This window comes from Euzebya tangerina (assembly GCF_003074135.1).
GTDB lineage: Bacteria > Actinomycetota > Nitriliruptoria > Euzebyales > Euzebyaceae > Euzebya > Euzebya tangerina.
This window is the reverse complement of the sequence record NZ_PPDK01000001.1, coordinates 999,194-1,014,705: the sequence shown is the minus strand read 5'-3', so window position 1 is coordinate 1,014,705 and position 15,512 is coordinate 999,194. Positions and strand designations below refer to the sequence as shown.

Below are 15,512 nucleotides of genomic sequence, written 5' to 3'. Positions count from 1 at the left end.
TCTGCCGTTGTTCGGTCGATAACGGGGCGGGAGAAGTGATCCCGCCGTTCGCCCTGCTGGAGAGGAGGCCATACATGAAGCACGTCGACCGTCGTCATGCGGTGGCCCAGAAGCTGCAGGCCGTGAGCTCGAGCGCCTCGCGATTGGACGAGCTGGCTCGACAGCACACCGGAAGCGGCCTGGACGTCGTCGACCCTGACGGGTTCCTCGTGGACGCGGTCGCTGCACTGGCCGCGGTCGCCATCAAGGCGCCAGGGTTCACGGCCGACGTGGCGATCGTGGGCAACTCCGACCTCCGGGTCCGTGTCAGCAACCAGGGGGATCAGGTCGGCATCGAGTTGATGCGATCCGGGCCGAGCGCAGCGCCCGCTGCGGAGCCGGAGACGCCGAGCCCGGCGCCACCGCGGAGCGAGACGGGTGGCGTCGCCGCCGAGATCGCGGCCATGCTGCGCCCCGACGCCTGATCGACCCTGCCACGACTTCCTGGCGACAGCGACTAAAGATCGCCAACGGGCCGGTCGATGAGTTCGGGGCAGCCTTCATTCGAGGCCTCCAACCAGCAGCCCGTGCTGCCATCAGATCGTGAGGTACCCATGCCCGAGACGCACACCATGAGCGTCACTCTCAGTGACTTCGTCATGCCCTTCGTCATCCTGTCGTTCGCCTTCTCGGTGCTCGGCTCTGCGTTGGCCCTCACCGCCGTGAAGGTCGCGTCGAAGAAGGACGGCCGCGAGCGGATGGTGTGGTCGGCCGTGGCCGGCGTCATGCTCGGCGGCGTCGGCGTCTGGGTGATGCACTTCGTCGGGATGTTGGCCTACCAGCCGCAGATGGACGTCTACTACAACACCGGCATGAGCGTGGTGTCCGCCATCCCTGCGGTCATCGCCACGTCGATCGGCGTCTGGCTGGTCGTGCAGGAGTTCAAGCTCTCCCGACTGGTGATCGCCGGAGGTCTGATTGCGGCCGGTGTCGTCGGCATGCACTACACGGGCATGGAGGCCATGGTCATGAGCGGTGGGCAGATGAGCTACAACTATCTCCTCGTCGGGCTCTCCGTCATCCTCGCCATCGCCGCCGGAACCGCTGCGCTGTTCATCGCCGTCAAGATCGACGGCGCCCTGCGCTGGGCCGCCGCCCCCGTAATGGGACTGGCCGTCTGCGCCATGCACTACACCGGGATGTTCGCCATGCGGATGACGATGACCGGCGAGGTCATCAACGTCCCCGAGAACGCCTTCTCCGAGACCGACGTGACCCTGGCAGTCGCGTCAGGCGCGCTCGTCGTGCTCGTCATGGGTGCCATCGCCGTCGGGATCGACTACCTCCGAGTGGACGCGGGACTCGTGCCCGACGCCGACACCGCCCCAGCCGCGGCCTAGACCGCCACCAACCAGCCACACCGGGAGCCTCTCATGTTCAGGAATCTGCCCATCGGCGTCAAGTTGCTGCTGATCGTCGCGATCCCACTCGTTGCCCTGCTGGCCCTGGCAGCCGTCAACGTCCAGCGCAGCATCGGTGATGCCCAGAACGTCCTCGAGGTCACCAGCGAGGCTGGTGTGGCCGCCGAGGCGGCCGCGGTGCTCGAAGCGGTGCAGGCCGAACGCAGCGCCGTCGTGACGGCCACGGCGTCCGGCGACGACACCACCGCTGAGGCTGTCGCCGCCACGCAGGCAGACACCGACGAGCGGATCGATGCCTACGAGTTCATCCGACAGGACCTCAGCGAGGAGTCTGCCGAACTCCTGACGTCGTCGGACCTGCGCGCCGAGATCGACGCTGCCCGAGCAGAAGCCGCCGGGGCCGACGTCGTCGGCGTGCTGGCCTCCTACGACGAGGTCGTGGAGGACCTGAACGAGGTCAACGACGCCGTGATCGAGAACCTCGAACGGGTCGTGGACAGCGAATCCTCTGAGGCCATCGGTGCCCTGACCAGGGGCATCGACCTGCTGGCCCAAGAGCGCGACATCCTGAACGCCGCGCTGATCGTGGGCACCTTCGACGACGACCTGTACGAGCAGGCGGTCGGGACCCGCGGTGCCGCGACCGCCTTCCTCGCCGAAGCCGGCGAATCGGTCGACGAGGCCACCCAGGCCACGCTGACGGCCGCCACATCGGAGGCGGCGGCTGCTGAGGTGGCCCAGATCCGAGACGCGCTCCAAGCGGGCGAGGAGAATGCCGACGTCCAGGGCTTCGTGGAGCGCAGCTCGACGTGGTTGGAGGAGCTGGGCAACGCCCGGGCAGCCATCGGTGCGTCCCTCGTCGCCGACGCCGACGAGTCAGGTCAGAGCCAGCAGATCTCCGCGCTGTTCCTCGCGCTGGCCGGCACCGTGGTGATCCTGGCCGTCATGGGTCTGTCGTTCCTGATGGCCCGCACCCTGTCGGACAACGTCCGCAACCTGACTCTCTCTGCCCGCCGCGTTGCGGAGACGGACCTGCCCGAGGCGGTGGAGCAGATCCGTCTGCTCGAGGAGGGCGACCCCCGCCCCGAGCTGCAGCCATTCCGGTCGGGGACCGCCGACGAGCTCGGCACCATGGCCCAGGCGCTCACCCGGATCCAGGACTCGGCGCTCGACGCCGCCTACGAGCAGAACCAGAACGAGCGAGCTGCTCAGGAGATGCTGGTCAACTTGGGTCGGCGGAACCAGGCCCTGCTCAACCGGACCCTGTCCTACCTGTCGGAGCTCGAGCGCGACGAGGAGGACAACGAGACGCTCGAACAGCTCTTCCGTCTGGACCACCTGGCCACCCGCATCCGTCGGAACGCCGAGTCCATGCTGGTCCTCGCAGGCTCCGAGCAGACCCGCACCTGGCGCGCGCCCGTCGCGATGATCGACGTGCTGCGCTCCTCGCTCTCCGAGATCGAGGAGTACGAGCGCATCGACCTCCACACCGTCGAGGAGGTCAAGGTCAACGGGTCGGTCGTCGCGGACGTGGCCCACCTGCTCGCGGAGCTGATGGAGAACGCCACCCGCTTCTCGTCCGATGAGGAACGGGTCACGATCGTCGGCCGGATGGCGCAGGACAGCTACATCCTCAGCATCACCGACCGCGGCATCGGCATGGGCGAGCAGGAACTGGCCGAGGCCAACCGTCGGATCCGTCGGGCAGGCCTGGATCGCCCGGACAGCAAGGTCCTGGGGCACTACGTGGTCGGTCGTCTGGCCGGTCGACGTGATATCGGCGTGGAGTTGCTGGCCAACGACATGGGCGGCGTGACCGTCCGGGTTGGCCTGCCTCAGCACCTGCTGGTGCCGACCGAGCCCGCAACGCCGGAACTGCACCCCCAGGCGGGACCGCAGCCGCAGCCCGTCGCGCAGCCCCAGCCGGTGTTCGACGCGCCGACCGACCCGCAGCCGGTGGCCGCCGCGCAGGCGCAGCCACAGCCCGCGTCGGAGACGCCGGCCCCGGCACCGTTCCCGGCCCAGCCACAGACCCCTGCTCCGCTTGCCCCAGCCGCGTCCGCCGACGAGTGGTCGACCCTGGCCCAGAACGGAACGGAGCTACCGGCCAGGACGGCTGCGCCGACCGCGCCGGCCTCCTCGGCGGCCGAGCTGCCGAGCTTCGAGCCCGGCCGGGAGGCCCCTGCGGTGCCAGAGACCACCGCCCCGGAGCAGCCTCGGCGCGTGACACCGCTCCGCGAGGAGCACGGCAACATCCCGTCGGAGTGGGGCTCCTTCCCGCAGCGGCAGCCCCACCAAGCGCCACAGCCGACTGCTGCGGACGGGTGGCCCGACCTGCCGGCCCGCACGCCCGTCGACGCCAGCGTCGCGACCGCGAACCGCCACTCCCCCGCCACGACTCCGGCAGGCGGCGTCTCGGCCGACAGCCGCTCAGCAGGGACAGGGGACGCACCGGCGGGCGAGCTGCCCACGCGCCCGCAGCGCCGCCCCGGCAGCGCACAGCCGAACGGCGCCGGTGTCGGACGACGCGTCCGGGGAGCGCAGCTGCCCGACACCGGTCCGGTGGCCTCCCAGCAGCTGCCCCAGCGTGAGCCCGAGCACGTCCGCAACTCCCTGGCTGGCCTGCAGCGAGGGGTGTCGATGGCACGCAAGAGCTCCACGGTCCAGCAGCCGCCCGCCGCAGATCCAGCGGGTGGGACGGCGGCGCCTGCGCCGCGCGTGCGCGGTGCGCAGATGCCCGACACAGGGCCAGACGACCAGGCGGGCAGTGCCACCCACCGCCCCGCGGACCAGGTGCGCTCCTCGCTTGCCGGCTTCCAGTCAAGTGTTTCCCGTGCCCGTCGAGAGGCTCAGGACACCGACCCCAACACCATCCCCGGAGGTACCCGATGAACGCCCCTGTCCAGGCCCCTGCCGGCCGTCAACTCAGCCAAGGTGCCGCCAACGTCAACTGGCTGCTCGAGAACTTCGTCCGGGACACCCACGGTGTCGAGCAGGCGATCGGTGTGTCTTCGGACGGACTGCTGATGGCTGTTGCGGCCACGATGCCCCGCGACGAGGCAGACAAGTTCGCTGCGGTGGTCTCCGGCCTTGCGAGCCTGGCCATCAGCGCGTCGGGTCAGCTCAACAAGGGTGCGCTCAGTCAGGTCATCATCGAGTTCGGTGGTGGCTACCTGGTCGTCTGTGCCATCAGTGGTGGGTCCCGACTTGGCGTCGTGACCGGCGCTGAGGCCGACCTCGGTCTGATCGGCTATGAGATCACGATGCTGGCCGAGCGGGTCGGTGCCGTCCTCACGCCCGAGTTGATCACCGAACTGAAGATGAGCCTGCAGCTGTGATGGACGACCGACTCGGCGGCGAGGCGGTGGACGACCAGTTCGCCCGCCCGTTCTTGGGGCGCGCTCTCTCGCCCGCCAAGCCGGACACCCAGGCCCCTTCCGTGGAGCAGACGGCCGCGGCCCGTCCCTACCTGATGACGGGAGGCAGGACGAAGGGCGACATCCACATCCCGGTCGAGACCCTCGTCGTCGCCGCCGCGGGCGTCCGCAGCGGGGACCACGCATTGGAGCGGCGGCAGATCATCGAACTCGCGGACACCGCCATCGGGGTCGCCGAGTTGTCCTCCCTCACCGGTCTCCCGCTCGGGGTGATCCGCGTGCTGGTCGCCGACCTGGTGGCGGCTGGTGCCCTGATCATGTCCACCGCTGCAGGTGCCACCACCAACCACGTCCCCGTGACCCACGACGTCGCCACCCTCGAAAGGCTGATCCATGGCTTCGCTGCAATCTGACACGATGGCTCCGACCGCGGCGCCGCCGATCCCCGTCAAGGTCCTGGTCTCCGGCGGCTTCGGCGCCGGCAAGACCACGCTGGTCCACGCCCTGAGCGAGTTCAAGCCCCTCGACACCGAGGCGGCCATGACCACGGCCAGCACCGGCATCGACTTCGCTGGCGATGGCAGTCAGAAGACCACGACCACCGTGGCGATGGACTTCGGGCGGATCACGATTGACCAGAGCCTGGTGCTCTACCTGTTCGGGACCCCCGGTCAGGACCGCTTCGGCTTCATGTGGAACGACTTGGCCGACGGCGCCCTCGGGGGTCTCGTGTTGGTCGACCCCAGCCGACTGGCCGACTGCTACACCGCGTTGGACTACTTCGAGTCGCGCGATCTACCGATCGTGGTCGCCGTGAACCAGTTCGAGGGCCGAACCGGCATGACCCTGGAGGAGGTCCGGGAGGCGACGAACGTGGACCCCTCCGTCCCCGTCGTCAGCGTCGACGCCCGGGACCGCGACTCCGTCAAGGCCGCCATCCTCGCGTTGCTGCACCAGGTCCTCAGCCGGGCCAAGCAGCTGACCGGCGCCGTCTAGGTCGAGAGGTCCCGGTCACCCCCGAGCTGGGATCGTCCGACGGAACTCGGCCAACGGCATCGGCCGCGCGAAGTGGTAGCCCTGGCCCATCCGATAGCCGATCTCCGTGAGCGCCGACCGTTGGCCGTCGGTCTCGATCCCCTCGGTGATGGCAGTCAGTCGCAACGAGTTGGCCATCTGCAGCATGCCCGCGACCAGTGCCTGCTGACGGGCACTGCCGTCCACCTGACTGACGAACTCGCGGTCGATCTTGACCAGGTCGATCGGCAGGGATTCCAAGTAGGCCAGCGAGGAGTACCCGGTCCCGAAGTCGTCGATCGCGACACGCACGCCCATGGCGCGGAGGTCCTCCAGGACCCGACGGATGGACACCGGATCGGACATGAACGCGGTCTCGGTCAGCTCCAGGACCAGGGCTTCCGGCGGAAGTCGACCGTCCATGAGGTCGGCCACGCCTGACACGAAGTCCGGCGCGGTGAGTTGGATCGGCGAGACGTTCACACTGACGTACTCGGGTGCCGCCGGACCAAGATCTGTGCGCAGCTCGAACGTCTGCGTGATGCTGCGCTGCAGCACCCACCAGCCGATGGGGATGATCTGCCCGGTCTCTTCGGCCAGCGGGATGAAGCTGTCGGGCGGAATGAATCCCCGTTCGGGATGGGTCCACCTGATCAGGGCTTCCAGGCCCAGCGTCGCTCCGGTGTCGAGGTCCACGATCGGCTGGTAGTGCAGTGCGAACTCGTCATCGGCGATCGCGCGACGCACATCATCGGCGAAGCCGAGTCGCTGCGTGACCCGCTCACGGATGGCGTCGTTGAACACGGCGATCTGGTTCTTCCCGCGACGCTTGGCGTCGTACATCGCACTGTCCGCGTCACTCAGCAGCGACACGGTGTCCGAGGCATCGGTCCCGGCCACGATGCCGATGCTGGCTGCAACGGAGAGGGGCCGGTCAGCGACGACCACCGGAGCCTGCAGGGCCGCAAGGATGCGCTCGGCGACGGTCGTGGCGATCGCCACCTCCTCGAGTCCCGTGAGCAGGACGGCGAACTCGTCGCCACCGAGACGCGCTGCGAGATCGTGACCCCTCAGGCTGTGCACGATCCGTGCCGCGACCTCCACGAGCAGGGCATCCCCGATCTCGTGACCGAGCGAGTCGTTCACGGTCTTGAAGTCGTCGAGGTCGATGAATATGACCGCGAAGGTGCTCGTCGTCGAGTCGGCGCGCTCGATCGCCGCAGAGACCCGGCGCCGGAACGTCGCTCGGTTCGGCAGCCCCGTGAGACTGTCGTGATTGGCTTCGTGGCGCAGTTGCTTCTCAGCGTGTGCACGCTCGGTCTCGTCCGTCATGACGACGCTGACGAACCCGCCGGTCTGCTCCAGGCCACGCTTGGCGCTCACGTGTGCCAGGAAGGAGCCCGTCCCACGGCGAAGTTCGACCTCGGTCGGTGGAACCGCCGAGCGCTGGCTCCGCTCGACCATCTCCACCAGCGCGGCCGAATCTCCCGAGGTTGCCCCCAGCGCGGCCAAGTCGATTGCGGCCAAGGCATCGACGTGCCGCTCCAACAGCACCTGCGCGGTCCGGTTCGCGTCTGCGATCCGACCCGCCTCATCCAGGGTGAGGACGCCGACGAGGGCATTGTCGAGGACCGCCTGCAGGCGCGCCCTGGCGCTGTCGAGTTCTTCGGTTCGGGTCCGCAGCGACCGGACGAACGGGCGGAAGACGAAGATGCCCTCCAGGAGCAGGGTGATCAGCGTGACCGCGAGGACGACACGGGCGACGGTCAGCACTCCCGTGACGTCGGCGTCCGCGTCCTCCTCGTAGGCGCTGACGGCACGGTCGAGCGTCGCCAGGAGCCCATCGTCACTGGTGTCCCCGGCGGTCCGGACGATGGCCTCGGTCTCGGCTGCGTGGTCCTCCCCGCGGGTGCTGAGATCCAGGACCTCACGGACGTCGGCGAGGTAGCTGCGGACCTTGGCATCGAGGTCGTCCGGGCCGAAGAAGACGTCCTCGACCACGGGTGGGAGCTGACTCGAGCGATCGCCGCGCGGATCTGCAGGACCGTGGCCGTGGATCAGTTGGTCATGTGAGCGCTCCATCAGATCAACCAGCCCGGAGAGTGTGGCGGCATCCAGGGAGTTCGCTCGTGCGCCGACGTCGTCCAGACCGGCGAGGCCGAGCGCGATCCGCTGGGAGAGCATCCGCTGGCGTCCCGAGCGGTTGATGTCCGTCGCGTTGCCGTCCTGCGTCAGCACGGCCGCTGTGATCGCGACATGTGCGCCGACGGAGAGGACGGCGACGATCAGCAGCGCCACGACGTAGCGGATCGTCAGGTGTTGGAACACCCCAGCACCCGTGACGAGGGGTTCGCGGTCGGATGCGGGAGCCACCACACCCTCTATCGGGCGGCGACACCCGGGGTTGAGCGGTCGCCATTGACACCTCTGAGACGGTCGCCTAGCGTCCCTAACGATCGTTCGGTAGGTCCGACGGTCGAGTACTTGAGGTGAAGGAGCCACCATGGAACTAGCCGAAGCAATGCGTACTTGCCCCGCGATGCGGTACTACAAGGACGATCCGATCCCCCACGAGGTGCTCTACCGGGCCATCGACAACGCCCGCTTCGGCCCGCAGGGCGGCAACCGGCAGCCCGTGCGCTTCCTGATCGTCACCGACCCCGAGAAGAAGAAGCAGCTCGCGGAGTGGTACATGGTGCCGTGGAGCCAGTACTACGAGATGGCCACGAGCACCGGTGAGGCCCTCACCGCCGAGAGCGGAGACACCAAGGCCACGAAGGCGATGATGTCGCAGAAGTCGGTGCACGCGGCCAACGACTTCGCCGAGAACATCCCGAACCACCCGGCCATCATCATCGCCTGCGCCGACCTGTCCGAGACCCACCCGACGGACACCGACCTCGGACGGCTGAGCGTCGTCGGCGGTGCGTCGATCTACCCGACGGTCCAGAACCTGGCGTTGGCGCTCAGAGCCGAGGGTGTGGCCACCACCTGGACCACGCTGCTGGTGATGTTCGAGGAGCAGGTGAAGGAGCTGCTGGACATCCCCGACCACCTCGCAACCGCCTGTCACCTCTTCGCCGGATACCCGCGAGATGGCTTCCCCTCCACGCTGACCCGGCTCCCCGTGGAGGAGATCGCCTTCATGGAGAACTTCGACACGCCACTGACCGTCTGAGGAGGAGCGATGGCGACCGAGGCACTCGAGTCCGCGACCATTCACCCCGACATCGACGCGCCGGTCCGCCGCGCCACATTCGGAGATCAGCTGCGGCGCAACGCGAGGCGGCACCCCGACAAGCTGGCGGTGGTGGCGCTGGACAGTCCGGCACATGACCGCCGGGAGCTGACCTACCGGCAGCTGGACGAGCGGGCGAACCAGATCGCCCACGCGCTCGCCGACCATGGCCTCGAGACGGGTGATGTGGTTGCGATCATGGGTCGCAACAGCCCCGAGCTGATCACGACCTTCTGGGCCTGCGCCAAGCTCGGCGCAGCAGTGACCGGGCTCAACTACACCTTCCTGCCCGGCGAGCTCCACTATCAGCTCAGCCACTCCGGGGCCAGCGTGCTGGTCTGCGAGGACTCGCTGACGCCGACGATCGATGCGATCGCAGAGGACGAGGAGCTCGACCCGCTGGACAACCTTGCGGTCCGGATCTCCCTCGACACCGACACCGACGAGGCCGGGGAGGAGTGGCTGCGCTGGAGCCGGCTGCTCGCGGTCAGCAGCGATGTCTCAGAGCCGGAGCCGTCCGGCGACGTCTCCGAGCACACCATCGGCCTGATTCCCTACACCAGCGGTACCGAGGCCCTCCCGAAGGCGGTGCTGATCCCGCAGCGCAACTACCTGGTCGGCATGATGCCCGCCTTCGTCACGTCCGTCGGACTGGTCGAGCAGGACGTCTGGTACTACCTGCTGCCGATGCACACGATCGCCGGTCTCGGCCTGCAGATCGCCTTGATCTCCCTGGGCAACACCATCGTGCTGCCGTACTCGACCGACCCGCAGCGGGCGCTGGACAGCTGGGTGGCCGAGAGCGTGACCTGCAGCGCGCAGACTCCCACGTTCTTCCTGCAGATGATCAAGCTCGAGGACTTCGTCTCGGCTGAGCTCAGCCAGCTCCGCCGCATGGTGACCTACGGCGGGACGATGCCCCGCGTGATGTTCGAGTCCTTCGCTGCCGTCGCCCCCAACATGGAGTGGGTCACGTTCTGGTCGCAGTCGGAGTTGGCCCAGACCCCGACGGTCGGCCGCTTCAGCTCACTCGAGGACATCCCACGACAGGACCCGTCGTGGATCGGGCAGGCCTCCAGCACGCTGGAGATCCGTGTCGTGGACGATGACGGCAACGACGCCACCCACGGCGAACTGCTGTGCCGCAGCCCCGGTGTGATGCGCGGCTACCTGAACGACCCGGAGAAGACCGCCGAGGTGCTTCGCGACGGCTGGCTGCACACCGGCGACATCGTCGAGATCGACGCCGACCGGAACCTCTTCTTCCGGGACCGCCGCAAGGACATGATCAAGTCCGGTGGCCTGAACGTGTCCTCGGTCGAGGTCGAGCGCGCCATCTACACCCACGACGGCGTGATGGAGGTCGCCGTGGTCGGCTTGGACGACGAGTACTGGGGGCAGGCCGTGACCGCGTTCGTGACCGCGCGTCCGGGCGAGGACTTCGATGGCGAGGAGATCCGGGCCTGGTGCCGGGACCGACTTGCCCCGTTCAAGGTCCCGAAGACCGTCAACGTGGTGGACTCCCTGCCCAAGGACAGCCAGGGGAAGACGCTGAAGCGGGAACTCCGAGGGACGTCGGCACCAGCCGATGCCTGAGCTGGCCGTGGCTGCCAAGGGGGTCGAGACGACACGTGAGACGGTGCTGCGCACGGCGACTGAGCTCTTCGCCGAACACGGCTATCACGCGGTGGGGATCCGCTCCATCGCCGACGCGGTCGGCGTGAAGCCGGCCAGCCTGTACCACCACTTCGACTCCAAGGCGGCACTGCTCAGCGAGATCGCCCACGCGGCGACGTCCCGCTTCACCACGGATGCGCTGGCAACGCTGGAGGGTCCGGGGTCGCCTCGCGACCGGCTGGCCGCCGTCCTCCACCACCACATCCGGTACTTCCACGATCACCGGCAGGAGGAGGCGATCACCCGTCGTGACATGGCCTCACTTCCGCCGGCGGTGCTGGACGACATCCAGACCGCACGACGCGCGTACCACCAGGCGGTGACGGCGGCGATCACCGCCGGCTGTGCGGCGGGCGAGTTCCAGGTGGGCTCCCCGGCACTCGCCGCCTTCGCCGTGCTCGACGCGGTCAACGGGATCAACGTGTGGTTTCGACCCGACGGTCCCATCGACCTCGAGAGCTTGGCCGATCACTACGTGACCATGGCCCTGGACGGTCTGCTGCAGAGCGCAGACGTCGGAAGGCCGTCAGCATGATCGACCCGGCCGAGCCCCTCGCGCCACTGGACGCCGACCAGCTCCGTCAGGCGCTCTCGGAGGCCGACATGCCGGTCCTCGCGATGGTGATGGTCCACCTGACCGGCGACCGCCGGTGGATCGAGGAGCCGTACCAGCCGGCCCGCGACGTCCGACTGTTCCCCGACGAGTCCGGTGGCCTGACCGAGCAGGCTCAACAGGACCTGCGCGACGCGGTCTTCGAGGCCGTGCTGTCCGGGGCGGAACCGGTGGACCTACCGACCGCGACGCTGGCGCGGATGATGTCGGTGGCCGTCGCCGAGGAGGTCAGCGAGGAGTACGTCCCCCTCTTCATGGAGGAGATGGGGTTCCGCGACCCCGACACCTCAGCCACGGACGCGATCCGCAGGGTCGAGGAGGACGAGCGGCCGACCGCCATCGTGATCGGTGCCGGCCTGTCGGGGATCTGCACCGGGGTCCAGCTGTCTCGCGCCGGCATCTCCTACGTGATCCTCGAGAAGAACCCCGAGGTGGGCGGGACGTGGTTCAACAACACCTATCCGGACTGCGGGGTCGACACGCCCAACCACTTCTACTCCTTCTCCTTCAACCAGCGGCACCGGTGGTCGTCGTACTTCTCCAAGCAGGAGGAGATCCTCGAGTACCTGATCGACACGGCCCGCGACACCGGCGTCTACGACCACATCCGGTTCAACTCAACCGTCACCCGGGCCGTCTGGGACGATGGGACCTGGTCGGTCACGACAACCAACACGTCCGGTACGGACGAGGTGCTGGAGGCCGACGTCGTCCTCTTCGCCGTCGGCCAGCTGAACAAGCCGAAGGTGCCCGACATCGACGGCTCGGAGGACTTCGAGGGGCCTGCCTTCCACACCGCCGAGTGGCGCCACGACGTCGACCTGACCGGCAAACACGTCGGGCTGGTCGGGACCGGCGCGAGCGGCGTGCAGTCGGGCCGCGCGATCGCCCGCTCAGCCGCGCACCTCACCATCTTCCAACGCTCCCCGCAGTGGCTGGCGCCGAACGCCGACTACCACCGACAGGTGTCCCCGGAGAAGCAGTACCTGCTGGACGTCGTGCCGTTCTACGCGACCTGGTACCGGTTCATGCTGTTCTGGCGGTTCGGCGACGGGCTGTACCCGTCGTTGCACGCTGACCCCGAGTGGGAGCACCCCGAGCGGTCCATGAACGCTGCCAACGAGCGGCACCGCAAGTTCCTGACCGCCTACATCGAGTCCAAGCTGGAGGGGCATCCGGAGCTGCTGGAGCACTGCGTGCCGACCTACCCCCCGTACGGCAAGCGGATGCTGATGGACAACGGGTGGTTGGACCTGATCACCGCCGACGACGTCACGCTGGTCCCCGAGGCGGTTGAGTCCTTCACGGCCGATGGCGTGGTGGACACCTCCGGCGCGCATCACCCGGTCGACGTCGTGGTGTACGGGACGGGCTTCCACGTGACCCGGCCGATCTTCCCGATCGAGGTCGTCGGCCGTTATGGCGTGACCCTCGCCGAACTGTGGGGCGAGGAGGACCCCCGGGCCTATCTCGGCATCACCGTCCCGAACTTCCCCAACCTGTTCGTGATCTTCGGGCCGAACACGGGTCTGGGGCACGGCGGCTCGACGATCTTCCAGACCGAGGCGCAGGTGCACTACGCCGTGCAGTGCATCGCCGAGTTGGCCGAGACCGGCGGACAGCTGGAGGTCACCCGGGAGGCCTACGAGCGCTACAACACCCGGATCGACGAGATCCTGTCGAACATGGTGTGGGCCCACGACGGGATGCGGAACTGGTACAAGAACTCCAAGGGCAGGGTGATCGTCAACACGCCGTGGCGGCTGGTCGACTACTGGCACATGACCCGGACGGTGGACCTCGAGGACTACCACCTCTCCGCATCCGGGTAGCGCTGCGGGAATCACGGCCAGCGGTACCCGTCCAGGCCCGGACACGGTCGGGGCGGTGCCGTACTGTTCGAGCAGTGCCTCGCGTCGCCTACGCCCTGCCCCATGCCCCCGGACAGGGGCCGTCGTGGAAGGAGGCAGCGCGCCGGTTGCCCGAGACCGACAACACCGATCACCGGCGATTCATGTTGGGTCGCGGCATCCTCCGCGAGCGCATGTGGGCGCAGACGTCCTGTGATCTACCCGACCTGACCCTGGTGATGTGGGACTGCGACGACCTGGACGTGGCCACGCGGCCGCCAGCCAAGACCGCTCGTAGCGCGCATGAGGACTGGTTGTTCTACACCGTCCTCGGGACCTACCACGGCCAGTCCCTGCCGACGTTCCGGTTCCCGCAGACCGAGGTCGTCTCGGGGACGACCACCCAGGCGACGGCGATCGCCGACACGCAGACCATGTTCGCGCTGCCCGTTCCTCCTGAGAAGCTGTCGACCGTGCGCCAACTGCTGGACCGGTTGGACTCCGGTGACCTCATGCGGTCCCACGCCGAGTTCCTGGAACTGGCCGATGTCCGCGAGGAGTGGGTGTGGCTGCAGCACGCTCGCGACGATCTGCCCGACATGCTCCTCATCCACTGGACCGGTGACGATCTGCCGGGCGCCATGGAGCGGATGACCGGCACCGAGAGCCCGCTGGCAGACATGGCGCGGGCGTTCTCCGAGGGGCTTGGCATGCGCATCGAGCGCGCAGCCCAGCGGACGTCCGAGCCGCTCTTCGCGATGCACGTGCGACGGTCGGACAGCTTCGAGTTGGGTGTCAAGCAGACCGCTTCGCGTGTGCTCATGGCGGCGCGCCGTGGTCGGTGGGACGCACTCGAGTCGCTGCTCGACGCCCAGGTGACCGTGAAGGACGGCCGGTCGGGTGGTGGTCGGGCGCCGGTCCGGACGATGACTCGAGGCGAGGCGGCATCGCTGCTGGCGAGCGTCGTCGCCGGCCACGGTCCGGAGCTGCGGAGCACCGACGTGCTGGCCGGGGAGGACGCCCTGGTCCTGTCCATCGGCACCGACGGCGCAGGCACGCCAGGCCTTGCGATCGTGATGGGGGTGGCGGATCGCACCATCCACTCCGTCGCCGTGGTGCCGGACTGGCCCGGGCCCATCACGGCCACCGAAGTCGATCCGTCGCCGGAGCCGGCTCAGGGGTGATCCGGGGGTCATCCCGGAGGCGCCCACCAGGGTGCTCGCGGACGGTGGCTCCATGACGTCCCACACGACCACTCCGACCCGGCCACCCGACCTGACGGTTGGACAGCGACTCGCGCACGGCGCGCTGTTCCTCGGCGGGTTGACGCTCAGCCTCGTCACAGCGGCCTTCGCGGTCGTGCTCCACGGGTTCAACCGGTTCAAGCAGGTCTGCGATCCAGCGGTCGTCCTCGGCTGTACCCAGGACTTCGAAGACCTCGGCGGCGACGTGCTGCTGCTGGCCGCGGTCGCGCTGCTCGTCGCGGGTGGCCCGGCAATCGTCACCGCGGTCTCAGGACGTCCCCGACCTCGACGCACGAATGTGATCCGGACGTGTGCCGTGGTGCTTGCCGGCGCCGCAGTGCCAGCAGGGCTGGTGCTCGTTGCACAGTTCTCGTAACCAGCGGACGGCAGTCATCGTCACCCGGCCCGTGGCGCGCGACGGGAGCTTGGGTATGAGTGCAGGGTCCGACCGTTCGACCCCAAAGGGACCACCCCCGTGAAGATCACCGTCATTGCCGGCAGTCAACGACCCGGCTCGCAGTCCGAGAAGGTTGCGCGGTACCTGACCGCACGCCTGCGGGCACTCGACTGCGACGTCGACGTGCTGACCATCCACGACCTGGGCCTGTCCGCGATGATGGGCGAGGTGTGGTCCGACGAGGCGCAGCAGGAGCTCGTCTCTGACGTCAAGACCAGGCTGGCCGCCGCGGAGGGCTACCTGATCGTGACGCCCGAGTGGCACGGCATGGCCTCGCCGGGGCTGAAGAACATGCTCCTCCACGTCGGCACGACGATGGCCCACAAGGCGGCGATGCTGGTTGGCGTCTCGGCAACCTACGGCGGCTCCTACCCGCTGGCCGAGATCCGCTCGGCAGTCTCCAAGAACACTCGGATCTGCTTCGTCCCCGAGCAGATCATCATCCGCAAGGTCAAGACCGTCCTGAACGACGACGTCGACGAGTCCAACGATGCGGACGCCTACCTGCGCGATCGGATCGAGTGGGCCCTGCCGATCCTGCTCGAGTACACCAAGGCCCTGGCGCCAGTGCGGGAGAGCGGGGTCACGGAGTCCGAGGCGTACGACTTCGGGATGTAGCACCCCTCGGTTCCCCTGGTCGGG

General features: G+C 68.3%; 14 protein-coding genes. 13 read left to right on the top strand and 1 reads right to left on the bottom strand.

All coding sequences use genetic code 11. From position 1 onward, the window contains the following. The first annotated feature begins 74 nt into the window (after window positions 1–74). The 6 genes from C1746_RS04740 (at window position 75) to C1746_RS04715 (ending at window position 5,773) form a co-directional block, all read left to right on the top strand. Window positions 75–464, top strand: a complete 390-nt coding sequence (locus C1746_RS04740) for a hypothetical protein (protein ID WP_162867393.1) — start codon at window positions 75–77, stop codon at window positions 462–464. Between the two features lie 147 nt (window positions 465–611). Further along, window positions 612–1,379, top strand: coding sequence for an MHYT domain-containing protein (locus C1746_RS04735; protein WP_162867392.1), 768 nt, complete (start codon window positions 612–614; stop codon window positions 1,377–1,379). 33 nt (window positions 1,380–1,412) lie between these two features. Further along, complete coding sequence (locus C1746_RS04730) at window positions 1,413–4,292, top strand: sensor histidine kinase (RefSeq protein ID WP_116713520.1); 2,880 nt, start codon at window positions 1,413–1,415, stop codon at window positions 4,290–4,292. Beyond that, entirely contained in the window at window positions 4,289–4,738 is a 450-nt protein-coding gene (locus C1746_RS04725; protein ID WP_116713519.1) for a roadblock/LC7 domain-containing protein, read from the top strand. The genes C1746_RS04730 and C1746_RS04725 overlap by 4 nt, the downstream gene beginning before the upstream one ends. Further along, on the top strand, window positions 4,738–5,190 hold the full coding sequence (locus C1746_RS04720) for a DUF742 domain-containing protein (RefSeq protein WP_116713518.1): 453 nt from the start codon (window positions 4,738–4,740) through the stop codon (window positions 5,188–5,190). The genes C1746_RS04725 and C1746_RS04720 overlap by 1 nt, the downstream gene beginning before the upstream one ends. Then, a complete protein-coding gene (locus tag C1746_RS04715; RefSeq protein ID WP_116713517.1) occupies window positions 5,171–5,773 on the top strand; it encodes a GTP-binding protein in 603 nt (200 codons plus the stop codon). The genes C1746_RS04720 and C1746_RS04715 overlap by 20 nt, the downstream gene beginning before the upstream one ends. Window positions 5,774–5,788: 15 nt before the next feature. Here C1746_RS04715 and C1746_RS04710 read toward each other — a convergent pair whose 3' ends face one another. Beyond that, window positions 5,789–8,164, bottom strand: coding sequence for an EAL domain-containing protein (locus C1746_RS04710; RefSeq protein WP_162867391.1), 2,376 nt, complete (start codon window positions 8,162–8,164; stop codon window positions 5,789–5,791). 130 nt (window positions 8,165–8,294) lie between these two features. On the opposite strand from C1746_RS04710, the gene C1746_RS04705 reads away from it, so the two are divergent. From C1746_RS04705 to C1746_RS04675, 7 genes are all read left to right on the top strand, one after another. Beyond that, window positions 8,295–8,969 (top strand): nitroreductase family protein, encoded by a 675-nt coding sequence (locus C1746_RS04705; RefSeq protein ID WP_116713515.1) that lies wholly within the window; start codon window positions 8,295–8,297, stop codon window positions 8,967–8,969. 9 nt (window positions 8,970–8,978) lie between these two features. Further along, the gene (locus tag C1746_RS04700) at window positions 8,979–10,625 is read left to right on the top strand and encodes a class I adenylate-forming enzyme family protein (protein WP_116713514.1); all 1,647 of its coding nucleotides are present in this window, start codon (window positions 8,979–8,981) and stop codon (window positions 10,623–10,625) included. Next, window positions 10,618–11,241, top strand: a complete 624-nt coding sequence (locus tag C1746_RS04695; protein ID WP_116713513.1) for a TetR/AcrR family transcriptional regulator — start codon at window positions 10,618–10,620, stop codon at window positions 11,239–11,241. The genes C1746_RS04700 and C1746_RS04695 overlap by 8 nt, the downstream gene beginning before the upstream one ends. Continuing rightward, entirely contained in the window at window positions 11,238–13,151 is a 1,914-nt protein-coding gene (locus C1746_RS04690; protein ID WP_116713512.1) for a flavin-containing monooxygenase, read from the top strand. Before C1746_RS04695 ends, C1746_RS04690 begins: the two co-directional genes overlap by 4 nt. Before the next feature lie 74 nt (window positions 13,152–13,225). After that, complete coding sequence (locus C1746_RS04685) at window positions 13,226–14,353, top strand: hypothetical protein (protein WP_116713511.1); 1,128 nt, start codon at window positions 13,226–13,228, stop codon at window positions 14,351–14,353. Window positions 14,354–14,405: 52 nt separating this feature from the next. After that, a complete protein-coding gene (locus C1746_RS04680; protein ID WP_162867390.1) occupies window positions 14,406–14,789 on the top strand; it encodes a hypothetical protein in 384 nt (127 codons plus the stop codon). Between the two features lie 99 nt (window positions 14,790–14,888). Beyond that, entirely contained in the window at window positions 14,889–15,488 is a 600-nt protein-coding gene (locus tag C1746_RS04675) for an NADPH-dependent FMN reductase (RefSeq protein ID WP_116713509.1), read from the top strand. Window positions 15,489–15,512: the final 24 nt, after the last annotated feature.